Genomic DNA, 25,278 nt, shown 5'->3' with positions numbered 1-25,278 from the left:
ACATGCAGGAAGACCTCACGACTGCTTCGTCCGAATGTGGCCCAAACCGAACGCCGTCTCGCGCTGCTTGGCAGCTGCTACTAGGTCCGCGTTATTTAAGGAGCTTTTGAAACGCCTCCACCGGCAGCGGCGGGCTGTGCAAATACCCCTGATAAAAATGGCAGCCCAGCCCCTGCAAAAACTCCAGCTGCTCCGGTGTCTCCACCCCTTCGGCAATCACTTTCAATTCGAGGCTGCGGGCCATGGCGACGATCGCGCGAATGATCTCGGCGTCGTTGGGGTCGGTGGTGGCGTCGCGGATGAACGACTGGTCGATTTTCAGGGTGTCGACCGGCAGGCGCTTGAGGTAAGTCAGCGAGGAATAACCGGTGCCGAAATCGTCCATCGCAAAACTCACGCCGAGTTTTTTCAGGCGCCGCATTTTGTTGATGGTGTCTTCCAGGTTCTGGATCACGATGCCTTCGGTGATTTCCAGTTTCAGCAGCGAGCAGGGCAGGCCATGACTGCTGAGGCTGTGTTCGATGCGTTCGACGAAGTCGTTCTGCCGAAATTGTCGCGGACTGATGTTCACGCACAGGCTGAAGTCGAGCGGGTCGATCAAGCGTTTGGCGATCAGCTGTTTGAAGGCGCTGCAGGCTTCGTCGATGATCCAGGTGCCAACTTCCAGAATCAGTCCGCTGTCCTCCAGCACCTTGATGAACTCGGTGGGCGATTGCGCGCCGAGTGCCGGATGGTTCCAGCGTACCAGCGCCTCGGCGCCGACGATGCGGTCGTTGCGGGCGTCCACCTGAGGTTGGTAGTGCACGCGGAACTCTCCCCGGGAAAGGGCCAGGCGCAGGTCGGTTTCCATGCGCAAGCGTTCGCTCGCAGCCTTCTGCATGGTGTTGTGGTACATCTGCGTGGTGTTGCGGCCTGAATCCTTGGCCCGGTAGAGAGCGATGTCGGCGCGTTTGAGCAGGTCGGTCGGGGTCGAACCATGATCGGGAATCAGCGCGATGCCGATGCTCGGGGTCACTTGCAGGCGTTGTCCGTCGAGGAACATCGGCTCCGACAGCAGTTCACGCAAGGTGTCCGCCAACTGTTGAACCTGCTCGCTGACCTCGTTGCGCGAGCCTTCGAGCCCGCTGAGCAACACCACGAATTCGTCACCGCCCAAACGGGCGACGGTGTCCTCCATGCGCACGCTGGCTTCGAGGCGCGCGGTGATGATTTTCAGCACGGTATCGCCCACCGGATGACCGAGCGAATCATTGATGTGCTTGAAGTGATCAAGGTCGAGAAACATCAAGGCACCGCGCAGGTTGTGGCGCTTGAGCAGGGCGATCTGCTGGCTCAGGCGATCCATCAGCAGCGCGCGGTTGGGCAGGTTGGTCAGCGGGTCGTGGTAAGCCAGGTGACGGATTTGTGCTTCAGCGTTTTTCAGCAAGCTGACGTCCCGCGCGGTCAGCAGCAGGCAAGCGGTTTCGTTGAGGGTGATCGGCTCCACCGAGACCTCGACAGTCAGCAGCTCGCCGCGTTTATTGCGCCCGAGCATTTCCTGATGATGCACCCGGCCCTTGATCTGCAGTTCGGCGAGCAGCGCCGAGCGTTGTTTTTCATCGGCCCAGATGCCGACCTGATACACCGTGCGACCAATCACTTCGTCGGCGCGGTAGCCGGTCAGGCGGCAAAAGCCATCGTTAACCTCTAGATAACGCCCGGTGTCGCGCTCGGTGATGGTGATGGCATCGGGGCTTGAGTGGAACGCCTTGGCGAACTTCTCTTCGCTGGCCTTGAGCGCCGCTTCCGAGCGCTGTTGCTGGGTGATGTCGCGCAGGGTAGTGACGACGCACGGCTGGTCGCCAACGCTGATCTGGCGGCTGGAAATCACGCAGGTCAGGGATTGCCCGTCTTTGTGTTGAACCAGGATCGCCACGTTGTTCAGGCCTTGCTCGCGAATGACCTGCTCGATCCGTCGCAGGCTTTTCGCCGAAGCGTCCCATAGACCGATTTCGTCGGCGCCGTGGCCAATCACATCGACGGCGCTCCAGCCGAAGGTCTGGGTGAAGCTGGAGTTGATCTCGATGAATTGGCCGGTGTCCTGACGGGTCACGCAAATCGGGTCCGGGCTGACCTGGAACAGGGTGGCAAACTTCTCTTCGGACGCCACCAGCAGCTGCTCGCGCTCCACCTGATCGGTGATGTCGAGCAGCGTGCCGGCCATGCGCAACGGGGCGCCGCTGTCGTCGCGATAGAGTCGGGCGCGGCTTTCCAGGAAGCGCGAGCTGCCATCCGGCAATTGCACGCGGTAGGTCAGTTGATAATTGCCGGCAGGGCCTTCTCGCAGACTGCGATAGGCGTCGCGCATGGTGCCGCGCTCTTCGTCGGGCACGCCTTCGAAAAACGCATCGAAAGATTCATGAAAGGGTATGGCTTCCAGCCCGTGTAACTGGGCGGCGCGTCCCGAGCCGTACAGCATGCCGCTGGGGATATGCCAGTCCCAGGTACCCAGTTGCGCCGAATCCAGAGCAAGGTCGAGCCGCTCCTGGCTGTCTTTCAGGGCAAGCTCGGCGGCTTTGCGTTCGGTGGTGTCCAGAAACGTACTCAGCAGATACGGCTGGCCTTCGAGCTCCACCTTTTGTGCGCTGAGAATGCCGTCATGGACCTGGCCATTGCTGGCGCGAAATTGCACCTCCATGCTGACCAGTTCGCCCTTGGCCTTGGTGGCCTTGACCAGTTGTTCCCGTTGCTCCGGGTGCACCCAAAGGCCCAGTTCCACGGTGGTACGACCAATGGCGTTTTGCACGGGCCAGCCGAACAGGCTTTCAAAATACTGGTTGGCTTCGGTAATCAGGCCGTCTTCCTGGCGGGTCAGCAAGACCATGTTCGGGCACAGGTGGAACAGCGTGGCAAAACGCTTTTCCGAGCTGCTCAACGCCTGTTCGCGCTGGCGCTGGTGGGTGATTTCGCGGATCACGCCAATCATCCGTGGCCGGCCGTGTTTGTCCGGCAGCAGGCTGCCATTGATCTCCAGCCAGTGCAGGCTGCCGTCGGGCCAGCGAATGCGGTGGTGCATCGCCTGTTCCAGCGGAGCGCCGGCGATCACCGCGTCGAAGGCGCGAATGGTTTTCGCCCGATCCTCTGGCGGTAGCAAGTCGAGGTATTCCAGATCCGCCGGCAGCGGTTGCCGGGGATCGAAGCCGAACAGCGCCTGGGTACCGCGCGACCAACTGATCTGCCCGCGCTCGATGTCCCAATACCAGGCGCCCAGACGTGCACCGTTGAGGGCGGCCAGCAATTGTGGGGCGCTTTCCCAGCTCTGCTCGGACCGTTTTGGGTCAAGCGCCTGTATACGCGGCATCGGCGGAACACGGTCAACAGATTTCGGCATTGGCAAGCCTTGGCTGAGTGGGTGTTAGTGACAGTAACTCGAGGCTCTATAGACGTAGCACAGCTTAGCCGAGAGTCCCTGGCAGATCGATTTGTGCATCCAGCAAGGCCATGAAGGCTCGCGCCGCATTCGATAGCGTCCTTTCTGTGTGCAGGATATAGCCTAGCTGGCGAGTCAGTTGTATGCCCGGCAAAGGTATTCGCGCAACCTGATCATCAAGCATGGTGCGCGGCAACACGCTCCAGGCCAGGCCAATCGAGACCATCATCTTGATGGTTTCCAGATAATTCGTGCTCATGGCGATGTTCGGCGTCAGGCCTTGAGTTTCGAACAGGCGCCGGACGATGTGGTGGGTAAAGGTGTTGCCACCCGGAAATACCGCCGGGTGCAGGGCAATGTCCGCCAGGCTGACCGGGCCGTCGCTGATCAGCGAGTGCTCCGGGGCGACCACGAAGTCCAGCGGGTCGTCCCACACCGGTGTGGCCTTGACCAGTGCGTGGGGCTCCGGCGCCAGGGTGATGACCGCCAGTTCGGCGCGGCCATGGAGGATTTCTTCGTAGGCCACTTCCGAATCGAGGAACTGAATATCCAGCGCCACTTGCGGATAACGTCGGGTGAATTCCCTTAATAAGGGCGGCAAACGGTGCAGGCCGATGTGGTGACTGGTGGCCAGGGTCAGGCGACCGGACACTTCGCCGGTCAGGTTGGTCAAGGCGCGGCGGGTGTCGTCCAGCACATTCAGGATCTGATAGGCCCTCGGCAGCAAGGCGCGACCGGCCTCGGTCAGGCCGACTTCACGGCCCAGGCGATCGAACAGGCGCACCTTCAATTGCTGCTCCAGCCCGGCAATGCGCTTGCTGATCGCCGGTTGGGTCAAGTGCAGCCGTTCGCCCGCGCCGGAGAAACTCCCGGTCTCGGCAATCGCGATAAATGCGTTGAGGTTGGCCAGATCCATTGTGGTATTCCAGTTGGTTATCCAAAGCATAAAAAATATGAATTTGAGTTATTTAATGTAACCCCCTAGGATCGACCTCACAAGCCAAGGGGTTATTGAACCGTGCACAACCCAAGGCATAGAAAATAGAAGCAAGCTGATGAGGACCGTCTGATGGCCGGCAAAACGCTTTACGACAAGCTTTGGGATTCCCATGAAGTGAAACGGCGCGACGATGGGTCGTCGTTGATCTATATCGACCGCCACATCATCCATGAAGTGACTTCGCCCCAAGCTTTCGAAGGCCTGCGTCTGGCCGGGCGCAAGCCTTGGCGCGTCGACTCGATCATCGCGACCCCGGACCACAACGTACCGACCACGCCGGATCGCAAGGGCGGCATCGAAGCGATTACCGACCAGGTCTCGCGTTTGCAGGTTCAGACCCTCGATGACTACTGCGATGAATATGGCATCACCGAATTCAAAATGAATGACGTGCGTCAGGGCATCGTTCACGTGATCGGTCCGGAGCAGGGTGCCACCTTGCCGGGCATGACCGTGGTCTGCGGCGATTCGCACACCTCGACTCACGGCGCGTTTGGCGCCTTGGCCCACGGCATCGGCACTTCCGAGGTCGAACACGTGTTCGCCACGCAGTGCCTGGTCGCCAAGAAAATGAAAAACATGCGGGTGTCGGTCGAAGGCAAATTGCCGTTCGGCGTGACGGCCAAGGACATCGTGCTCGCGGTGATCGGCAAGATCGGCACCGCTGGCGGTAACGGCCACGCCATCGAATTCGCCGGCAGCGCGATTCGCGATTTGTCCGTTGAAGGCCGCATGACCATCTGCAACATGTCCATCGAGGCCGGCGCTCGCGTAGGCCTGGTGGCGGCCGACGAAAAAACCGTGGCTTACGTCAAGGGTCGTCCATTCGCCCCGAAAGGCGCGGAATGGGACATGGCGGTCGAAGCCTGGAAAGACCTGGTGTCCGACGCTGACGCCGTGTTCGACACCGTGGTCGAGCTCGACGCCACTCAAATCAAGCCTCAAGTCAGCTGGGGCACATCGCCCGAGATGGTCTTGGCGGTTGATCAGAACGTTCCCGATCCTGCGAAGGAAACGGACCTGGTCAAACGCGGTTCCATCGAGCGCGCCTTGAAATACATGGGTTTGAGCGCCAATCAAGCGATCACCGACATTCAGCTGGACCGGGTGTTTATTGGTTCTTGCACCAACTCACGGATTGAAGACTTGCGTGCTGCGGCGGTGATCGCCAAGGGCCGTAAAGTTGCTTCGACCATCAAGCAAGCCATCGTGGTGCCGGGCTCGGGCCTGGTGAAGGCACAAGCCGAGGCCGAAGGCCTGGACAAGATTTTCCTCGAAGCCGGTTTCGAGTGGCGTGAACCGGGTTGCTCGATGTGCCTGGCGATGAACCCGGACCGTTTGGAGTCGGGCGAACATTGCGCCTCGACCTCCAACCGCAACTTCGAAGGGCGTCAGGGCGCTGGTGGTCGTACTCACCTGGTCAGCCCGGCCATGGCCGCGGCGGCTGCCGTCAACGGTCGTTTCATCGACGTTCGCGAACTGATCTGAGGAATCGCACATGAGAGCTTTTACCCAACACACCGGTTTGGTCGCACCCTTGGACCGTGCCAACGTCGACACCGACCAGATCATTCCGAAGCAGTTCTTGAAATCGATCAAGCGCACCGGTTTTGGTCCGAACCTGTTTGACGAATGGCGCTACCTGGACGTGGGCTACGCCTACCAGGACAACTCCAAGCGTCCGCTGAACAAGGACTTCGTGCTCAACGCCGAACGTTATCAAGGCGCCAGCGTGCTGCTGGCCCGCGAGAATTTCGGTTGCGGCTCCAGCCGTGAACACGCGCCGTGGGCGCTGGAAGAATACGGTTTTCGCAGCATCATCGCGCCGAGCTACGCCGACATCTTCTACAACAACAGCTTCAAGAACGGCTTGCTGCCAATCATCTTGAGCGACGCTGAAGTCGATGAGCTGTTCCAGCAGGTCGAAGCGAATCCTGGTTACGAGTTGAAGGTCGACCTGCAAGCCCAGACCGTGACCCGGCCTGATGGCAAGGTTTACAGCTTCGAGCTTGACGAGTTCCGCAAGCATTGCCTGGTCAACGGCCTGGACGACATCGGCCTGACCTTGCAGGAAGGCGAGGCGATCGCGGCGTTTGAAGCCAAACACCGTGAGAGCCAGCCGTGGTTGTTTCGTGACGTTTGATTGATCCGACAAAACACCACAAGACTCACCCCCAAAAAGGAAGTCCCATGACCAGCACCGCCCACAGTCAGGTTGTACAGAAGCAATTCGGTGAACAGGCCTCGGCCTACCTGAGCAGCGCCGTTCACGCTCAGGGCACCGAATTCGCACTGCTACAGGCTGAACTGGCAGGGCAGGGAGATGCCCGTGTGCTGGACCTGGGCTGCGGCGCCGGTCACGTGAGTTTTCACGTGGCCTCGCTGGTGAAAGAAGTGGTGGCCTACGACCTGTCGCAGCAGATGCTCGACGTGGTGGCCTGTGCCGCCGTCGACCGCGGTCTGAGTAATGTGTCAACGGTGCTCGGTGCCGCCGAGCGGTTGCCATTCGCCGATGGCGAGTTCGATTTCGTCTTCAGCCGTTATTCGGCGCACCATTGGAGCGATCTCGGGCTGGCTCTGCGGGAAGTTCGCCGGGTGCTGAAACCGGGCGGGGTGGCGGCGTTCATCGACGTGTTGTCACCGGGCAGTCCGTTGTTCGACACTTACCTGCAAAGCGTCGAAGTGCTGCGCGATACCAGCCATGTGCGAGATTATTCCGCCGGCGAGTGGTTGCGTCAGGTCAGCGAAGCGGGGTTGCATACCCGCAGCACCACGCGTCAACGTCTGCGTCTGGAATACACCTCCTGGGTCGAGCGCATGCGCACGCCAGGGGTGATGCGCGCGGCAATCCGCGAGTTGCAGCAGTCGATGGGCAATGAAGTACGCGAATATTTTGAGATTGAGGCCGATGGTTCGTTCAGTACCGATGTGCTGGTGCTGATGGCTGAACGATAAGCGCCGAACGAAAGAATTTTTCCGGGCATGCCTATGGGCACGCCGACTGATGACATGAGGAAAGCATGAGCAAGCAGATTCTGATTCTCCCAGGTGACGGTATTGGCCCGGAAATCATGGCCGAAGCGGTCAAGGTGCTGGAGCTGGCGAACGACAAGTACAGCCTGGACTTCGAGCTGAGCCACGACGTAATCGGTGGCGCCGCCATCGACAAGCATGGCGTGCCGTTGGCCGACGAAACCCTGGATCGCGCCCGCGCCGCCGACGCTGTACTGCTCGGCGCTGTGGGTGGCCCGAAATGGGACACCATCGAGCGTGACATCCGCCCTGAGCGCGGCCTGCTGAAGATTCGTGCGCAACTGGGCCTGTTCGGCAACCTGCGTCCGGCGATCCTCTACCCGCAGCTGGCCGAGGCTTCGAGCCTGAAGCCCGAGATTGTTGCTGGCCTGGACATCCTGATCGTCCGTGAACTGACCGGCGGTATCTACTTCGGCGCGCCACGCGGTACCCGCACCCTGGAAAACGGCGAGCGTCAGGCTTACGACACCCTGCCGTACAGCGAAAGCGAAATCCGCCGTATCGCCCGTGTCGGTTTCGACATGGCCATGGTGCGCGGCAAGAAGCTGTGCTCGGTGGACAAGGCCAACGTACTGGCCTCCAGCCAACTGTGGCGTGAAATCGTCGAGCAAGTGGCCAAGGATTACCCTGAAGTCGAACTGAGCCACATGTACGTTGATAACGCCGCCATGCAACTGGTGCGTGCACCCAAGCAATTCGACGTGATCGTCACCGACAACCTGTTTGGCGACATTTTGTCCGACCAGGCATCGATGCTCACTGGTTCCATCGGCATGCTGCCGTCGGCGTCGCTGGATACCCACAACAAAGGCATGTACGAGCCGTGCCACGGTTCGGCGCCGGACATTGCCGGCAAAGGCATTGCCAACCCGTTGGCGACCATTCTGTCGGTGTCGATGATGCTGCGTTACAGCTTCAATCTGCAGGATGCGGCCGATGCGATCGAGAAGGCCGTCAGTCTGGTATTGGACCAAGGCCTGCGCACTGGCGACATCTGGTCGGCGGGTTGCACTAAAGTCGGTACGCAGGAAATGGGCGACGCAGTAGTCGCCGCGCTGCGGAATCTGTAATCTCTTGGGCCCGCTGCAACTTTCACTCTTGAAAGCAGCGGCCCACTTTTTAAAGAAGGTGTAGTTGCGATGAAACGTGTAGGTCTGATCGGTTGGCGCGGTATGGTCGGTTCCGTGCTCATGCAGCGGATGCTGGAAGAGCAGGATTTCGATCTTATTGAGCCGGTGTTTTTCACCACTTCCAATGTCGGTGGCCAAGGCCCGTCCGTGGGCAAGGACATTGCTCCGCTCAAGGACGCTTACAGCATTGAAGAGCTGAAAACCCTCGACGTGATTCTGACCTGCCAGGGTGGCGACTACACCAGCGAAGTCTTCCCGAAACTGCGCGAAGCCGGCTGGCAGGGTTACTGGATCGACGCCGCTTCCAGCCTGCGCATGCAGGATGACGCGGTGATCGTGCTGGACCCGGTGAACCGCAAGGTCATCGACCAGCAGCTCGACGCGGGCACCAAGAACTACATTGGCGGCAACTGCACCGTCAGCCTGATGCTGATGGGCCTGGGCGGCCTGTTCGAAGCCGGTCTGGTGGAGTGGATGAGCGCCATGACCTATCAGGCGGCCTCCGGTGCCGGCGCGCAGAACATGCGTGAACTGATCAAGCAAATGGGCGCGACCCACGCCGCTGTCGCCGATCAACTGGTCGACCCGGCCAGCGCGATCCTTGACATCGACCGCCGTGTCGCCGAAGCCATGCGCAGCGACGCGTACCCGACCGAAAACTTCGGCGTTCCGCTGGCTGGCAGCCTGATCCCGTGGATCGACAAGGAACTGCCGAACGGTCAGAGCCGCGAAGAGTGGAAGGCCCAGGCCGAGACCAACAAGATCCTCGGTCGCTTCAAGAGCCCGATCCCGGTCGACGGCATCTGCGTGCGCATCGGCGCCATGCGCTGCCACAGCCAGGCGCTGACCATCAAACTGAACAAAGACGTGCCGATCGCCGACATCGAAGGGCTGATCAGCCAGCACAACCCTTGGGTCAAACTGGTGCCGAACCAGCGTGACGTCAGCATTCAGGAACTGAGCCCGACGAAAGTCACCGGCACCCTGAACGTACCGGTTGGCCGTTTGCGCAAACTGAACATGGGCACGCAGTACCTCGGCGCGTTCACCGTCGGCGACCAGCTGCTGTGGGGCGCGGCCGAACCGCTGCGTCGCATGCTGCGGATCCTGCTTGAGCGTTGATCGATTGAAGTCATAAAAGAACCCGTGCCTTGAAAGAGGTGCGGGTTTTTTTATGGGAAATGTGTCGTCAAGACGGTCCCCTTCGCGGGCAAGCCTCGCTCCTACAAGTGCAGCGCGATCCCATGTAGGAGCGAGGCTTGCCCGCGAAGGGGCCGGCGCAGGCACCACAAATCCCCGGCAGAATTGCCTGCATGCCAACCACCCGGTAAAGTGCCGCTCCCCCCGTTTCGCCAGAGGTAGAACCATGAGCCCGTCCTTTGATATTGCCGTGATCGGCGCCACCGGTACTGTCGGCGAAACGCTCGTGCAGATTCTCGAAGAGCGCGACTTCCCGGTCGGCAATCTGCACCTGCTCGCCAGCAGCGAATCGGCGGGGCATTCGGTGCCGTTTCGCGGCAAGAACGTGCGGGTGCGGGAAGTCGACGAATTCGATTTCAGCAAAGTCCAGCTGGTGTTCTTCGCTGCCGGCCCTGCGGTAACCCTGAGTTTCGCATCGCGTGCCACGGCGGCCGGTTGCTCGCTGATCGACCTGTCCGGCGCCTTGCCGGCTGATCAGGCGCCGCAAGTAGTGCCTGAAGCCAACGCCGAAATCCTGGCCGGTTTGAAAAAGCCGTTCCAGGTCAGCAGTCCAAGCCCTTCGGCCACTACGCTGGCGGTAGTGCTCGCACCGTTGCTCGGTTTGCTCGACCTGCAACGCATCAACCTGACCGCCAGCCTGGCCGTGTCTGCCCAGGGGCGCGAAGCCGTCACCGAGCTGGCCCGGCAAACTGCCGAGCTGCTCAACGTGCGTCCGCTGGAGCCGACCTTCTTCGATCGGCAGATGGCCTTCAACCTGCTGGCGCAAGTCGGCAAGCCCGATGACCAGGGGCATACGCTGCTGGAAAAACGCCTGGTACGCGAGCTGCGTCAGGTCATGGCACTGCCTTTATTAAAGATTTCCGTCACTTGCATTCAAGCCCCGGTGTTTTTTGGCGATAGCTTTAACGTGACGTTGCAGTCATCGAGCGACATCGACCTGGCGAAAATCAACGCCGCCCTGGAAGACGCGCCCGGTATCGAGCTGGTGGAAGCCGGTGATTACCCGACGCCGGTAGGCGATGCGGTAGGGCAGGACGTGGTCTACGTTGGTCGGGTTCGCGGCGGGATCGACGACCCGTCGGAACTTAATTTGTGGCTGACGTCAGATAACGTACGCAAAGGCGCCGCGCTCAATGCTGTGCAGGTGGCTGAATTGTTGATAAAAAACCTGCTGTAAAAGATACTTTGCAACAATTCACAGAATGATGCGGGCCGAGCGCTATGCTTGGCCGGACTGCTGAAGGCGGGCTCCCTCCGGGGCTTTGCGTGGCATGAATGAAACGATCGCGCGCGACGACTCTTCGCCGCCGCGCGCAATGCCTTACGGCAGCGGCTATCAACACCTTCTCGCTGGCCGAGGAATGTTCAAACAAAGGATTAGGCTATGGTTCAAGTTCGCAAACTGGTGTTAGCAATAGCGGCCGCCTCGGCGCTGTCCTCCGGTATGGCGCATGCCCTCGGGCTCGGGGAATTGACCCTGAAGTCGACGCTGAACCAGCCCCTGGTGGCGGAAATCGAGTTGCTCGACGTCAAGGACCTCACTGCTGCTGAAGTGGTGCCGAGCCTGGCTTCGCCCGAAGATTTCGCCAAGGCCGGTGTCGACCGCCAGGCGTTTCTCAATGACCTGACCTTTACCCCGGTGCTCAACGCCAGCGGTAAAAGCATCCTGCGTGTGACATCCAGCAAACCACTCTCGGAACCCATGGTGAAATTCCTGGTTCAAGTGATGTGGCCCAACGGTCGTCTGCTGCGTGATTACAGCGTGCTGCTTGATCCGTCCAAATTCTCGCCGCAAACCGCTGATGCGGCTGCGCAACCGGCACCGACTCAAACCGTCACTGCGCCAGTAACCGCCGCGACCACGCCGACCCAATACACCACCACGTCGCGCGATACCCTGTGGGAAATCGCTGCGAAGGCGCGCAACGGCGGTTCGGTTCAACAAACCATGCTGGCCATCCAGGCGTTGAACCCGGATGCCTTTATCGACGGCAACATCAACCGGTTGAAAACCGGTCAGGTGCTGCGTTTGCCGGATCAGGCACAGAGCACCAGCCTGCCGCAACCGAAGGCCATTGCTGAAGTCTCCGCGCAGAACACCGCGTGGCGTCAGGGTCGTCGCTACGTGGCGAAGCCCGGGGCCGGACAACAGCAGCTCGATGCCACCAAGCGCGCGCGCGGTGAAGGCACTTCGTCGCAAACGGCGAACGACAGCCTGAGCCTGGTCTCTGCCGAGTCCGGCAAGGCCGGTAGCAAAGGCGCCGCGGGTGATGCGAAGAACCTGAGCAACAAGCTGGCCGTGACCCAGGAAAGCCTCGACACATCCCGTCGTGACAACACCGAACTGAAAAGCCGCATGACCGATCTGCAAAGTCAGATGGACAAGCTGCAACGACTGATCGAACTGAAGAACAATCAACTGGCCAAGTTGCAGGCTGAAGGTGCCGCGGGCGCACCGGTTGCCGCGAACGCTCCGGCGATGTCAGCCGAATTGGCCGCCAACCCAGCGGCAACGCCTGCGGACGCGGCTCCGGCGGCACCTGAAGCTGCTGCGCCTGAGGCCACGCCGGCTCCGGTCGAGAAGCCAATCGAGCCGACGCCTGTAGCGTCCGACGATCAAAAATTCAACGAGCTGCTGACCAATCCGGTGCTGCTCGGCCTGGTGGGCGGCGGTGCGGTGGTTCTGCTGCTGTTGCTGCTGTTGCTGGCGCGTCGCCGCAAAGCCCAGCAAGAAGCCGAGAAACATTTGCGAATGGCCCGTGACTTGGCCGAGGAGCAGGAGTTCTCCGCTGAACTCGACCTGCCGAAAAGCATCTTCGAAGACCTGGAAGTGCCGCCGCCGAGCGTGAAGCTTGCTACCGCGCCAACGCCAACGCCTGCACCAGCCCCAGCCCCGGCACCCGCTCCGGTGATTGCTCCGGTTGTGGTCACCCCGCCAATCGCCGCGCCACTGGTATCACCTGCTGCCGAGCACGATGACGATGTGCTGAGCAAGGCGCAGTCGCACATCACTGCCGGTCGTCTGAATCAGGCGGCTGCCTTGCTGGAAGACGGGATCAAGCAAGAGCCGCAACGCAGTGACCTGCGCCTCAAGCTGATGGAAGTCTACGGTCAGCAAGGCGACCGCGATGCATTCGTTGCCCAGGAACGCCAACTGGTGGCCAACGGTGACAACTTTGCTCAGGTCGAAAAACTCAAGAGCCGCTTCCCGGCCATGGTCATTGCGGCAGCCGGTGGCATCGCAGCGGCTGCGATCGCTGCCGAACTGGACGCGCAGTACGTCAAGGATCTGCTGCTGGACGAGCCTGAAGCGCCGGCACCGGCACCGGCAGTGCCCGATGACTTCGACAGTGCCTTCGATTTGAGTCTGGACGATCTGGAAACTGCCTCGCCGGCAGTGGTTGCACCAGAAGCAGAAGCAGAAACAGAAGCAGAAGCAGAAGCAGAAGCTGAGCCAGAGTCTGCGGCGGAGCTGGACGAGTTCCCGTTGGATGACGACCTGAGCTTCGAGTCGGTGTTGCAGCAGCAGACTGACATCAAGGAAAACCTCGATGACCTGTCGGACTTTGACTTGGATATGGATCTCGGTGGCAATGACTCGCCGGCGACCCTGGCTGAAGACGACTTCCTGCTGAGCCTGGATGACGGCGTCAAGGACTTGGATTTACCTGCCGCTGAAGCGCCGGCTGTTCCCGAGGTTGCGCTGGACGATCTGGAGCTTCCAGCCGATTTCGACCTGTCGCTGGCGGACGAAATGGACGCCCCTGACGCTCCGGATGCTTTCGCAGCCGAGCTGGATGACGTCAACGCCGAGCTGGATCGTCTGTCGCAGGGCATTGGCGAGCCGACCTTCACGGCGGAAGACGCTATGGCCTCCGCAGCTGACGAGCCGGAATTCGACTTCCTTTCCGGCGCCGACGAAGTCGCTACCAAACTCGACCTGGCCCAGGCCTACATCGACATGGGCGATGCCGACGGCGCCCGGGACATCCTCAATGAGGTGGTGACCGAGGGTGACGCCGGTCAGAAGAGCGAAGCCAAGGAAATGCTTTCGCGTCTGGCTTGATTGATCGGTAAGGCGTAAACGAAACGGCAGCCCATTGAGGCTGCCGTTTTTGTTTCAACCGACGATTAACCTCGCCCCGGCAGGCCACAAACAGCACGCGCCTCTGGCGTCCCGGTCCGGCGGCCTTATAATGCCCGCCTTTGCGTACATCAGCAGGCTGTCACTCCTTGGCAAATATAGATAATCCGGCCGCCGAAATGGCGGCCGACGGCTTATTCCGGATCGCGTTGGGCGTTGAATACAAAGGTTCGCGCTATCGCGGCTGGCAGCGCCAGGCCTGCGGCGTGCTCACGGTGCAGGAGACGCTCGAAAAGGCCTTGTCCAAAGTCGCCGACTCACCGGTGTCGCTGCTCTGCGCCGGGCGTACGGATGCCGGCGTGCACGCGTGCGGCCAGGTCGTGCATTTCGATACTCCGGTCGAGCGTTCGATGAAAGCCTGGGTCATGGGCGCCAACATCAACTTGCCCCATGACGTCAGTGTCACCTGGGCCAAGGTCATGCCGGCGCATTTTCATGCTCGGTTCAAGGCCATCGCCCGGCGCTATCGCTACGTGATCTACAACGATCAGATTCGTCCGGCGCACCTGAACGATGAAATCACCTGGAACCACCGCCCGCTGGACGTCGAGCGCATGGCCGAGGCGGCCCGGTATCTGGTCGGTACCCACGACTTCAGCGCGTTCCGCGCTGGCCAGTGCCAGGCCAAGTCGCCGATCAAGGAACTGCATCACCTGCGCGTCACGCGCCACGGCAAGATGATCGTGCTGGATATCCGTGCCAGTGCCTTTCTGCACCACATGGTGCGCAACATTGCGGGCGTGCTGATGACCATCGGTGCCGGCGAGCGCCCGGTGGAGTGGATGAAAGAGGTGCTGGAGAGCCGCATTCGCCGTTCCGGTGGAGTGACGGCGCACCCGTTCGGTCTGTACCTGGTGCAGGTCGAGTACCGCGACGAGTTCCAATTGCCCGAGCGTTACATCGGGCCGCACTTCCTCACCGGCTTCTCTGAACTTGACGGCTGACGCCCTCGAACGCTTTTGTTACCATCCGGGACTTTCTCGGATTTGCCTTGGGGTTCTATCGACATGTCGTCCGTTCGCAGCAAGATTTGCGGGATTACCCGCATAGAAGATGCGTTGGCAGCGGTCGAGGCCGGGGCCGATGCCATCGGGTTTGTGTTCTATGCCAAAAGCCCGCGGGCCGTGACGTTCCAGCAGGCGCGCTCGATCATCAAGGCGCTGCCGCCGTTCGTGACCACCGTGGGGTTGTTCGTCAACGCCAGCCGCTGCGAGTTGGGGGAAATCCTCGACGCCGTGCCGCTGGATCTGTTGCAGTTCCATGGCGACGAAACCGCAGCCGACTGTGAAGGCTGGCACCGCCCGTACATCAAGGCACTGCGGGTCAAGGCCGGCGACGATATCGCGGCGGCATGCGATGCGTTTCCGAACGCCAGCGGTATCCTGCTCGACGCCTACGTTGAAGGCGTACCCGGCGGAACCGGCGAAGCGTTCGACTGGTCATTGATACCGCAAGGCTTGAGCAAACCGATCATCCTCGCCGGCGGCCTGACTGCGGATAACGTCGCTGAGGCGATTGCCCGGGTTCGGCCTTATGCCGTGGACGTCAGCGGTGGGGTAGAGGCGAGCAAGGGCATCAAGGATCACGCAAAGATTCAGGCATTTATTAAAGCGGTACGCAGTAGCACGTAGCTGATGTGACGGCTGGCAGACTGCCGCCGTCCACTGCACTGTACAAAAGTAGGGCATGGCTGAGGATTTATGCGTTGTACGCAGGTCACGTTTTTCGCTGACCGTGACAATCCATCGATCATCGCCGCACACATGAATTTAGCTCAAGGGCATACGCGGGGCTGCGAACCAAAGCGTTCGGGCCGCCGGTACTGGAGAAAGAAAGCATGAGCAACTGGTTAGTAGACAAACTGATCCCTTCGATCATGCGTTCCGAGGTCAAGAAGAGCTCGGTGCCTGAAGGTCTGTGGCACAAATGCCCGTCTTGCGAGGCTGTGCTGTATCGTCCGGAGCTGGAAAAGACCCTGGACGTTTGCCCCAAGTGCAATCACCACATGCGTATCGGCGCTCGCGCTCGTATTGATATCTTCCTCGATGCTGAGGGTCGTGCCGAACTGGGCGCGGACCTGGAGCCGGTGGACCGTCTGAAGTTCCGCGACGGCAAGAAGTACAAGGATCGCCTGACTGCTGCGCAAAAGGCGACCGGCGAAAAAGACGCACTGATCTCCATGAGCGGCACTCTGTTGGGCATGCCGGTGGTGGTTTCGGCGTTTGAATTCTCCTTCATGGGCGGTTCGATGGGCGCCATTGTGGGTGAGCGTTTTGTTCGCGCTGCCAACTACGCGCTGGAAAACAAATGCCCGATGATCTGCTTCGCCGCTTCCGGTGGTGCGCGGATGCAGGAAGCCCTGATCTCCCTGATGCAAATGGCCAAGACCTCCGCGGTGCTGGCTCGTCTGCGTGAAGAAGGCATTCCGTTCATCTCCGTGCTGACCGACCCGGTCTACGGTGGTGTTTCCGCCAGTCTGGCGATGCTCGGCGACGTGATTGTCGGTGAGCCGAAGGCCCTGATCGGCTTCGCCGGTCCGCGCGTGATCGAGCAAACCGTGCGTGAAAAACTGCCGGAAGGCTTCCAGCGCAGTGAGTTCCTGCTGGAACACGGTGCGATCGACCTGATCATCCACCGTCAGGAACTGCGTCCGCGTCTGGGCAATCTGCTGGCACAAATGATGGGCCTGCCGACACCGCAATTCGTCGCCGCGCCAATCGAGCCCATCGTGGTCCCACCGGTACCTGCCAACCTATGACCCAACGTACCCTTGGCGAGTGGCTCGCCTACCTTGAGCAGTTGCACCCTTCGGCCATCGATATGGGCCTTGAGCGCTCGCAACAGGTAGCTTCCCGCATGGGACTGGGCAAGCCGGCGCCACGGGTGATGACGGTCACCGGCACCAACGGCAAAGGTTCCACCTGCGCATTCGTGGCTTCGTTGCTGCAGGCGCAGGGCCTGAAAGTGGGTGTCTACAATTCTCCGCACCTGCTGCGTTACAACGAGCGGGTGCAGGTCAATGGCGTCGAAGCCACCGACGCCGAGCTGTGCGAAGCCTTTGCTGCAGTCGAGGCGGGGCGTGGCGACACTTCCCTGACGTACTTTGAAATGGGCACCCTGGCGGCGTTCTGGCTGTTTCAACACGCCAGTCTCGATGCGGTGGTGCTGGAAGTCGGGCTGGGCGGGCGTCTGGATACCGTCAACGTCGTGGATGCCGACATGGCACTGGTCACCAGCATCGGCGTCGATCATGCGGACTATCTGGGCGATACCCGAGAGTCCGTGGCTTACGAAAAAGCTGGCATCTTCCGCCAGGGCGCGCCTGCACTGTGTGGCGATCTGAATCCTCCACAACCTCTGCTGGATAAAGCGCGCGAGCTCAATTGCCCGTTTTTCCTGCGTGGGCGCGATTTCGACCTCGGCATCACCGATCACAACTGGCAATGGCGCGGACTTGACGCTCAAGGGCGAGTGGTCGAGCTGCTCGATCTGCCGTTGCTCGATCTGCCGATGGAAAACGCCGCGCTGGCATTGCAGGCTTACCTGTTGCTCAGCTTGCCTTGGGTGGATGCACAGATTATTGAAGCGCTGAAAGCGACGCGGGTGGTCGGTCGCCTTGATCGTCGTCAGTTCGATTGGCAGGGCAAGCGCCTGAATCTGTTGCTGGACGTGGGGCATAACCCCCATGCGGCAGAGTATCTGGCTCGTCGCTTGGCCAGCCGACCACCGGTTGGCAAGCGTCTGGCGGTGTTCGGATTGCTGGCGGACAAGGATCTGGATGGTGTTGTCGGTGAATTGAATGCTAGTGTCCAGCATTGGGCCGTCGCGCCGCTGGATTCACCGCGAGCACGCCCGGTTGCCGATTTGCACACGGCGTTGCAGAACCTTGGCGCCTCGGTAACGTCCTATGACAGCGTGGCCGCCGCCCTGGAAGGGCAGTGCGCGCTGGCGACGAGCGACGACGAGATTCTGTTGTTCGGATCATTTTATTGTGTCGCCGAGGCCCTTGAATGGCTGGCCCGGCGCTCCACGGAGGAAGCGGCAAATGGCATTGCTGGATAAGGCATACAAACAGCGCATGGTTGGCGCCCTGGTTCTGGTGGCGCTGGCGGTGATTTTCCTGCCAATGCTGTTTTCCCGTCAGGATGAACAGCGGCAAGTGACGGTTGAAGCCCCGGCTGCGCCGCAAGTGCCTTCGATGCCGCAAGTGCAGGTCGAACCGGTGGTGGTGCCTGAGCCGCAAGCGCTGCCTCAGGAGCCTGTACCGAGTGATGATGAAATTGCTCAGCAAGAAGCGCCGTCGACAGCGATTGCCCCAAGTGTCCCGGTGGCGCCTGCGCCTGCGGCCAAACCGGTCGCTCCGGCTCCTGTGCCGGTCACCAAGCCTACGACAGCGCCTAGCCAGCCGATCACGGCCGCACCGGGCAAACCGGACACGACTCAAAGCCGGGTCGATGCCAATGGCCTGTCGGTCAGCTGGTCGGTGCAACTGGCCAGTCTGTCTAGCCGTGCAAGCGCAGAAAGCCTGCAGAAATCCCTGCGCAGCCAAGGCTACAACGCCTACATCCGTACTGCCGACGGTAAGAATCGAGTGTTTGTCGGACCGCTGATCGAGCGCGCAGAAGCCGATCGTTTGCGTGACTTGTTGAGCCGCCAGCAGAACCTCAAGGGTTTTGTGGTGCGTTTCCAGCCTGAGCGTGGATAAAACTATCGCCCCGATTTGAAATGCGCTGACAATCGCAGCTTACCGATAAGCATGGGCTCTGCTAAAATACGCCGCCTTATCCGTCTGTAGGCTGCACTGTGCCATTTACCTGGGTTGACTGGGCGATCGTTGCAATCGTCGCCATCTCCGCATTGATCAGTCTGAGCCGCGGCTTCGTCAAAGAAGCACTATCGCTGGTGACCTGGATCATCGCAGGAGTCGTCGCCTGGATGTTTGGTGGTTCATTGTCCGAGTACCTCGCCGGATATATCCAAACGCCGTCGGCTCGTGTGATCACTGGCTGTGCCATCATGTTTGTCGCCACGTTAATCGTAGGCGCAATGATCAATTATCTTATTGGCGAATTGGTTCGCGTCACCGGGCTCTCCGGGACCGATCGATTCCTCGGCATGGCCTTCGGCGCCGCGCGTGGCGTGTTGCTGGTGGTCGTGGCGGTCGGGCTGTTGAGCCTGGGGCCGGTACAGCAGGACGGGTGGTGGCAAGAATCACAGCTCGTGCCAAAATTTCTATTGGTCGCAGACTGGTCCAAAAACCTGATCCTCGGGTGGAGCAGTCAGTGGCTTGCCAGCGGTATCAGCGTACCCGCTGATACCGTTCAAGGAGCACCTCTTGCCGACGGCCAAAACGCCTCAGTGAGTGGTGTTCAGTTCAGATCCATTAAGTAGGGGTTGCGTCGCATGTGTGGCATCGTCGGTATCGTCGGTAAGTCGAACGTCAATCAGGCGCTGTATGACGCGCTAACCGTCCTCCAGCACCGCGGCCAGGACGCTGCCGGTATCGTGACCAGCCATGATGGCCGGTTATTCCTGCGCAAGGACAATGGCCTGGTGCGTGACGTGTTCCATCAGCGTCACATGCAGCGCCTGGTCGGCCACATGGGTATTGGCCATGTGCGTTACCCGACCGCGGGCAGCTCGACTTCGGCCGAAGCCCAACCGTTTTACGTCAACTCGCCTTACGGCATCACCCTGGCGCACAACGGTAACCTGACTAACGTTGAACAGCTGGCGAAGGAGATTTACGAATCTGACCTGCGCCACGTCAACACCAACTCCGATTCGGAAGTGCTGCTCAACGTGTTCGCACACGAACTGGCCCAGCGCGGCAAGTTGCAGCCAACCGAAGAAGACGTGTTCGCCGCTGTTACTGACGTGCACAACCGTTGCGTCGGTGGTTACGCGGTCGTGGCGATGGTGACCGGTTACGGCATCGTCGGTTTCCGCGACCCGCACGGCATCCGCCCGATTGTCTTCGGCCAGCGTCATACGGATGAAGGCGTCGAGTACATGATCGCCTCCGAAAGCGTCTCCCTCGACGTGCTCGGTTTCACCCTGATTCGCGACCTCGCGCCGGGCGAAGCGGTCTACATCACTGAAGACGGCAAGCTGCACACCCGTCAGTGCGCGACCAACCCGTCCCTGACCCCGTGCATCTTCGAACACGTCTACCTGGCGCGTCCGGATTCGATCATCGACGGCGTGTCGGTCTACAAGGCCCGCCTGCGCATGGGTGAGAAACTCGCCGAGAAGATTCTGCGCGAGCGTCCAGAACACGACATCGACGTGGTTATCCCGATTCCGGACACCAGCCGCACCGCGGCCCTGGAGCTGGCGAACCACTTGGGCGTCAAGTTTCGCGAAGGCTTCGTGAAGAACCGCTACATCGGCCGGACCTTCATCATGCCGGGCCAGGCGGCACGGAAAAAATCCGTACGCCAGAAGCTCAACGCCATCGAACTGGAATTCCGCGGCAAGAACGTAATGCTGGTGGACGACTCGATCGTTCGCGGCACGACTTGCAAGCAGATCATCCAGATGGCCCGTGAAGCCGGCGCCAAAAACGTCTACTTCTGCTCCGCGGCCCCGGCCGTTCGCTACCCGAACGTCTACGGCATCGACATGCCGAGCGCACACGAGCTGATCGCCCACAACCGTTCGACCCAAGACGTGGCTGACCTGATCGGCGCTGACTGGTTGATCTATCAGGACCTGCCTGACTTGATCGAAGCGGTCGGTGGCGGCAAGATAAAGATCGAGAAGTTCGATTGCGCAGTGTTCGACGGCCAGTACGTGACTGGCGACGTCGACGAGGCTTACCTGAACAAGATCGAGCAGGCACGTAACGATGCCTCCAAGGTCAAGACGCAGGCAGTCAGTGCGATCATCGATCTGTACAACAACTGAGTTTCTACCGGCCCTGAGGGGCCGGTTTTGTATCTACTAAAAACTCTCTATATCAAGAGCAGGGCAAGGAGTGACAGCATGAGTCAGGATTGGGATGCCGGTCGGTTGGACAGCGACCTCGAAGGCGTAGCGTTCGATACCCTGGCCGTACGTGCCGGTCAGCACCGCACGCCGGAAGGCGAACACGGTGATCCGATGTTCTTCACCTCCAGCTATGTATTCCGTACCGCTGCCGACGCGGCGGCACGCTTTGCCGGTGAAGTGCCGGGCAACGTTTACTCGCGCTACACCAACCCGACCGTGCGCGCATTCGAAGAGCGCATTGCCGCGTTGGAAAGCGCCGAGCAAGCCGTGGCCACGGCGACCGGCATGGCCGCGATCATGGCGGTGGTGATGAGCCTGTGCAGCGCCGGTGATCACGTACTGGTGTCGCGCAGTGTGTTCGGTTCGACCATCAGCCTGTTCGAGAAGTACTTCAAGCGCTTCGGCATCGAAGTCGATTACGTGCCTCTGGCGGACTTGTCCGGTTGGGATTCGGCGATCAAGGCCAATACCAAACTGCTCTTCGTCGAATCACCGTCCAATCCGCTGGCCGAGCTGGTGGACATCGCCGCACTGTCGCAAATCGCTCACGCCAAAGGTGCGCTGCTGGTGGTCGACAACTGCTTCTGCACCCCTGCGTTGCAGCAGCCGCTGAAGATGGGCGCGGACATCGTCGTGCACTCGGCGACCAAGTTTATCGACGGCCAGGGCCGTTGCATGGGCGGTGTTGTGGCCGGTCGCAGCGAGCAGATGAAAGAAGTCGTCGGTTTCCTGCGGACTGCCGGGCCGACCCTGAGCCCGTTCAATGCCTGGATCTTCCTCAAGGGCCTGGAAACCCTGAGCCTACGGATGAAGGCGCATTGCGCCAACGCTCAGCAACTGGCCGAGTGGCTGGAGCAGCAGGACGGCATCGAGAAAGTCCATTACGCCGGCCTCAAAAGCCATCCGCAGCACGCCTTGGCCCTGCGTCAGCAGAAGGGTTTCGGTGCGGTCGTGAGTTTTGAAGTCAAGGGCGGCAAAGAGGGCGCCTGGCGCTTTATCGATGCAACCCGTCTGATTTCCATCACCGCCAACCTCGGTGACAGCAAGACCACCATCACGCACCCAAGCACCACCTCTCACGGCCGTCTTGCGCCGCAAGAGCGTGAAGCAGCGGGCATTCTTGACAGCCTGATCCGCATCGCGGTCGGTCTGGAAGACGTGGCAGACCTGCAAGCCGATCTGGCGCGCGGGTTGGCTGCCTTGTGATCGAGTTGTCCACACCGACTACCGGCACCAATGGCCGCGTTGCGCTGGTCACGGGGGCTGCGCGGGGCGTTGGGCTGGGTATCGCGGCGTGGCTGATCAGCGAAGGCTGGCAGGTAGTGTTGATCGATCTTGATCGAGTGCGCGGTTCGAAAGTGGCGAAAGTGCTCGGCGACAACGCCTGGTTCATCGCCATGGATGTCGCGAACGAAGGGCAGGTGGCGTTGGGCGTTGCCGAGGTGCTGGGGCAATTCGGGCGCTTGGATGCGCTGGTGTGTAACGCGGCGGTTGCCGACCCACACAACATCACCCTTGAAAGCCTTGATCTGGCGTACTGGAATCGGGTGCTGGCAGTGAATCTCAGTGGGCCGATGCTCTTGGCCAAGCACTGTGCGCCGTACCTGCGCGCTCACAGCGGTGCGATCGTTAACCTGGCCTCGACCCGCGCCGGGCAGTCGGAACCCAACACCGAAGCTTACGCGGCGAGCAAGGGCGGTCTGTTGGCCCTGACTCACGCTTTGGCCATCAGCCTCGGGCCGGAAATCCGTGTCAATGCGGTCAGCCCGGGCTGGATCGATGCGCGAGACCCCTCCGCACGTCGAGCCGAACCGCTGACCGATGCCGACCATGCTCAGCATCCGGCGGGCAGGGTAGGGACGGTCGAGGACGTGGCGGCGATGGTCGCTTGGCTGTTGTCAAAGAACGCCGGTTTCGTCACAGGCCAGGAGTTCGTGGTCGATGGCGGCATGACCAAGAAGATGATTTACAGCGAGTAATCCGAGCCGGGGCCGCGACCGCTGCGGCTTGAGGTTGCAGGTGGCCATTGGCAGCACCGCGGGAAATGACATGATTTTGTCTTTTTCAGAAAAACTTCAAGCGGGGTATTGACTTAGCTTCGGTACCTGCGTAAATTTCGCGGCCTCGGAGATGCAAACGGGTGATTAGCTCAGCTGGGAGAGCGTCTGCCTTACAAGCAGAATGTCGGCGGTTCGATCCCGTCATCACCCACCACTTCCGAGAGTCTTGCGAAAGCAAGATGGAAGCTTTTAAAAGCCTCCACCGACGCGCAGCGGTAGTTCAGTCGGTTAGAATACCGGCCTGTCACGCCGGGGGTCGCGGGTTCGAGTCCCGTCCGCTGCGCCATATTTTCCGAGTCAGGTTCACCTGGCTCGAGATTGAAAAGCCTCGAAGCTTTCCAGTCAGACGAGTTAATTGGACGCAAGTCCAAAGCGATACGCAGCGGTAGTTCAGTCGGTTAGAATACCGGCCTGTCACGCCGGGGGTCGCGGGTTCGAGTCCCGTCCGCTGCGCCATATCTGCTTCAAGGCCCACTGAACGCCTTGGAGCTACGAAGAGAGCTGCTGGTAAAGCCAGTGTCTACTTCGAGTCGATAGCAAAAACCCTGGTCGAAAGACCAGGGTTTTTTGTGTCTGCGATTTGGCTTTTCTCTCCTTTCCCTGACCTTCAGGGATTTGCATCCGCCGGCCAAGCGCGGATGTGCAATAAATTCTGACTCTTCTTTATGATTTCCTTCAATAACGCGCAGCCCTGAATCCCCGGCGCCTGCGTGGCCGAAATGCCTGTCCGTCATTTATTTATTCAGGTTCTTCCTGGGGGCAAACCGCACAAAGGGCTTGGTTTGAAGTCTCAACACTAATTAGAATGAGTCGCATTTAAAATATTTCTTCGCGCAGGGTTCCTTTAGATGAGTGATGCAGCGATGCCGACGGGGCAAACCTTCCACGACCTGTACCGCGACCATCGTGGCTGGCTCGAAAGCTGGTTGAGACGACGCATGAGCAATGGCCATGATGCGGCGGACTTGAGCCAGGATACGTTCGTGCGTTTGTTCGCCAGCTCCCAGCGCATTGCTGACCTGCAAGAACCCCGTGCCTACCTGGCGACCGTGGGCAAGCGGTTGCTGACCAATTTGTACAAGCGTCGCAGCCTGGAGCAGGTCTACCTCAATGCACTGGCGCTGCTGCCCGAGGATTGCGTGCCATCTCCCGAGCAGCGCTGGATTCTGCTGGAAACCCTGCAAGCCCTGGACGAATTGCTCGATGGATTGCCGACACCGGTGCGCCGGGCATTTCTCTGGAGCCAGCTGGAAGGCCTGGGTTACCAAGACATCGCTGAGCGCCTGCAAGTCTCGGAGCGCACCATCAAGCGCTACATGGCCCAAGCCTACGAACATTGTCTGCTGGTGGAGTTGTGATCGGTTCAGCACCTTCGGCGCAAGACCGGCAAGTCGTGCGGGCTGCCGCGCAATGGTTGGCACTCCTGGAGTCCGGCGCTGCCAATGAGCGTGATCGTGCCAATCTGCAGAGCTGGCGTGACAGCCATTCCAGCCACGAACAGGCCTGGCAGAAAGCTCAACTCTTGCGCCAACGCTTTGCCGACCTGCCGTCGGCACTGGCCATGGCCAGTCTGGATCGGCCGCAGACGAGTCGGCGCACGGTGCTCAAACGCGCTGTCGGAGCGGTGGCGCTGGTGCCGGCCGCCTGGTTGATCAGTCGGCAGTTACCTCTGGATGTCTGGAGCGCCGACCTGCGGACCGCGACCGGGGAGGGCAAAAAAGTCCAATTGGCCGATGGCAGCTCGCTGCAATTGAACACCGCGAGTGCCGTCGATATAGACCTGAAGAACCGGCGACTGAAACTCGTGGAAGGCGAAATAGCGCTGAACGTACCCGTAACCTCGCCGCTGACGATCCAGACCCACTTCGGGCAAGTGGTCGTCAGTCAGAGCGAAGTGTGCGTTCGTCAGGGGCAGGCGGGTTGCAAGGTGTCAGTGCTTAAAGGCACGGTGCAGTTGCAGCCTTTGCGCGGACCGGTCTTTTCATTGCGCGCCGGCCAGCAAGTCAGCCTTCAGGCAATGGGCGCGGGAGCCGTAGAGCCTTTCGATGTGCTTGCCCCAGGCTGGCGTGACGGTGTGCTGATGGTGCAGAACCAGCCCTTGGGCGATTTTCTGCGCGAACTCAGCACCTATCGTCCGGGCGTGCTGCGCTGGGAACCGGAACTCGAGTCACTGCGAGTCACCGGCAGTTTTCGCCTGGAAGACACCGATCGCATCCTGACGTTGCTGGCGGCCAGCTTGCCGCTGGAGGTGCATAGGCGAACCCGCTACTGGGTTACGTTGCTGCCGCGCAAAAATAGTGTTTGAGGTC

General features: G+C 60.5%; 19 protein-coding genes, 3 tRNA genes and 1 pseudogene. 21 read left to right on the top strand and 2 right to left on the bottom strand.

The window, feature by feature from the left end; genetic code table 11:
• Positions 1–91: 91 nt before the first annotated feature.
• Together ACYZTR_RS18370 and ACYZTR_RS18365 are read right to left on the bottom strand one after the other, a co-directional pair.
• Positions 92–3,370 (bottom strand): EAL domain-containing protein, encoded by a 3,279-nt coding sequence (locus tag ACYZTR_RS18370; protein ID WP_461973111.1) that lies wholly within the window; start codon positions 3,368–3,370, stop codon positions 92–94.
• A 64-nt stretch (positions 3,371–3,434) separates the two neighbouring features.
• Positions 3,435–4,325: a LysR family transcriptional regulator gene (locus ACYZTR_RS18365; protein WP_461973109.1), complete on the bottom strand. Its 891-nt coding sequence runs from the start codon at positions 4,323–4,325 to the stop codon at positions 3,435–3,437.
• A gap of 153 nt (positions 4,326–4,478) precedes the next feature.
• Between ACYZTR_RS18365 and leuC the strand changes: the two genes are divergently transcribed.
• From leuC to ACYZTR_RS18260, 21 genes and pseudogenes are all read left to right on the top strand, one after another.
• A complete protein-coding gene (gene leuC, locus ACYZTR_RS18360) occupies positions 4,479–5,897 on the top strand; it encodes a 3-isopropylmalate dehydratase large subunit (RefSeq protein WP_461973107.1) in 1,419 nt (472 codons plus the stop codon).
• Between the two features lie 10 nt (positions 5,898–5,907).
• On the top strand, positions 5,908–6,552 hold the full coding sequence (gene leuD / locus ACYZTR_RS18355; RefSeq protein WP_461973105.1) for a 3-isopropylmalate dehydratase small subunit: 645 nt from the start codon (positions 5,908–5,910) through the stop codon (positions 6,550–6,552).
• Positions 6,553–6,599: 47 nt separating this feature from the next.
• The gene (locus tag ACYZTR_RS18350) at positions 6,600–7,364 is read left to right on the top strand and encodes a class I SAM-dependent methyltransferase (protein ID WP_461973103.1); all 765 of its coding nucleotides are present in this window, start codon (positions 6,600–6,602) and stop codon (positions 7,362–7,364) included.
• 65 nt (positions 7,365–7,429) lie between these two features.
• Entirely contained in the window at positions 7,430–8,512 is a 1,083-nt protein-coding gene (gene leuB / locus ACYZTR_RS18345) for a 3-isopropylmalate dehydrogenase (protein WP_461973101.1), read from the top strand.
• Between the two features lie 69 nt (positions 8,513–8,581).
• Positions 8,582–9,694, top strand: a complete 1,113-nt coding sequence (gene asd / locus ACYZTR_RS18340) for an aspartate-semialdehyde dehydrogenase (RefSeq protein WP_461973099.1) — start codon at positions 8,582–8,584, stop codon at positions 9,692–9,694.
• Positions 9,695–9,938: 244 nt separating this feature from the next.
• Positions 9,939–10,949 carry an aspartate-semialdehyde dehydrogenase gene (locus tag ACYZTR_RS18335; protein ID WP_461973097.1) on the top strand — a complete coding sequence of 337 codons (1,011 nt, stop codon included), beginning with the start codon at positions 9,939–9,941 and terminating at the stop codon, positions 10,947–10,949.
• A gap of 207 nt (positions 10,950–11,156) precedes the next feature.
• On the top strand, positions 11,157–13,838 hold the full coding sequence (locus ACYZTR_RS18330; protein WP_461973095.1) for a FimV/HubP family polar landmark protein: 2,682 nt from the start codon (positions 11,157–11,159) through the stop codon (positions 13,836–13,838).
• 197 nt (positions 13,839–14,035) lie between these two features.
• Positions 14,036–14,860, top strand: a complete 825-nt coding sequence (truA, locus tag ACYZTR_RS18325; protein WP_461979786.1) for a tRNA pseudouridine(38-40) synthase TruA — start codon at positions 14,036–14,038, stop codon at positions 14,858–14,860.
• A gap of 63 nt (positions 14,861–14,923) precedes the next feature.
• Positions 14,924–15,547, top strand: a complete 624-nt coding sequence (locus ACYZTR_RS18320) for a phosphoribosylanthranilate isomerase (RefSeq protein ID WP_461973093.1) — start codon at positions 14,924–14,926, stop codon at positions 15,545–15,547.
• Positions 15,548–15,753: 206 nt separating this feature from the next.
• On the top strand, positions 15,754–16,674 hold the full coding sequence (gene accD / locus ACYZTR_RS18315) for an acetyl-CoA carboxylase, carboxyltransferase subunit beta (RefSeq protein ID WP_461973091.1): 921 nt from the start codon (positions 15,754–15,756) through the stop codon (positions 16,672–16,674).
• Positions 16,671–17,978, top strand: coding sequence for a bifunctional tetrahydrofolate synthase/dihydrofolate synthase (folC, locus tag ACYZTR_RS18310; RefSeq protein ID WP_461973089.1), 1,308 nt, complete (start codon positions 16,671–16,673; stop codon positions 17,976–17,978). Before accD ends, folC begins: the two co-directional genes overlap by 4 nt.
• Positions 17,962–18,621, top strand: coding sequence for an SPOR domain-containing protein (locus tag ACYZTR_RS18305; protein ID WP_461973087.1), 660 nt, complete (start codon positions 17,962–17,964; stop codon positions 18,619–18,621). Before folC ends, ACYZTR_RS18305 begins: the two co-directional genes overlap by 17 nt.
• A 98-nt stretch (positions 18,622–18,719) precedes the next feature.
• A pseudogene (locus ACYZTR_RS18300) lies at positions 18,720–19,278 on the top strand (CvpA family protein).
• A 41-nt stretch (positions 19,279–19,319) separates the two neighbouring features.
• Positions 19,320–20,825 carry an amidophosphoribosyltransferase gene (gene purF / locus ACYZTR_RS18295; RefSeq protein WP_010456022.1) on the top strand — a complete coding sequence of 502 codons (1,506 nt, stop codon included), beginning with the start codon at positions 19,320–19,322 and terminating at the stop codon, positions 20,823–20,825.
• A gap of 78 nt (positions 20,826–20,903) precedes the next feature.
• Positions 20,904–22,115: an O-succinylhomoserine sulfhydrylase gene (locus tag ACYZTR_RS18290; protein ID WP_461973085.1), complete on the top strand. Its 1,212-nt coding sequence runs from the start codon at positions 20,904–20,906 to the stop codon at positions 22,113–22,115.
• Positions 22,112–22,888 carry an SDR family oxidoreductase gene (locus ACYZTR_RS18285; RefSeq protein WP_461973083.1) on the top strand — a complete coding sequence of 259 codons (777 nt, stop codon included), beginning with the start codon at positions 22,112–22,114 and terminating at the stop codon, positions 22,886–22,888. The genes ACYZTR_RS18290 and ACYZTR_RS18285 overlap by 4 nt, the downstream gene beginning before the upstream one ends.
• Positions 22,889–23,047: 159 nt before the next feature.
• Positions 23,048–23,123: transfer RNA gene (locus tag ACYZTR_RS18280), tRNA-Val, on the top strand.
• A 55-nt stretch (positions 23,124–23,178) separates the two neighbouring features.
• Positions 23,179–23,255 (top strand) — tRNA-Asp (locus tag ACYZTR_RS18275).
• 93 nt (positions 23,256–23,348) lie between these two features.
• A tRNA-Asp gene (locus ACYZTR_RS18270) sits at positions 23,349–23,425 on the top strand.
• 392 nt (positions 23,426–23,817) lie between these two features.
• A complete protein-coding gene (locus ACYZTR_RS18265; RefSeq protein WP_461973081.1) occupies positions 23,818–24,327 on the top strand; it encodes a sigma-70 family RNA polymerase sigma factor in 510 nt (169 codons plus the stop codon).
• Entirely contained in the window at positions 24,324–25,274 is a 951-nt protein-coding gene (locus ACYZTR_RS18260) for a FecR domain-containing protein (RefSeq protein ID WP_461973079.1), read from the top strand. The genes ACYZTR_RS18265 and ACYZTR_RS18260 overlap by 4 nt, the downstream gene beginning before the upstream one ends.
• The last annotated feature ends 4 nt before the right edge of the window (positions 25,275–25,278 follow it).

The sequence above is a fragment of the Pseudomonas sp. Hz4 genome, assembly GCF_054898165.1.
Note: the sequence above shows the minus strand (reverse complement) of the source record. Positions and strands in the feature narration are given on the sequence as shown.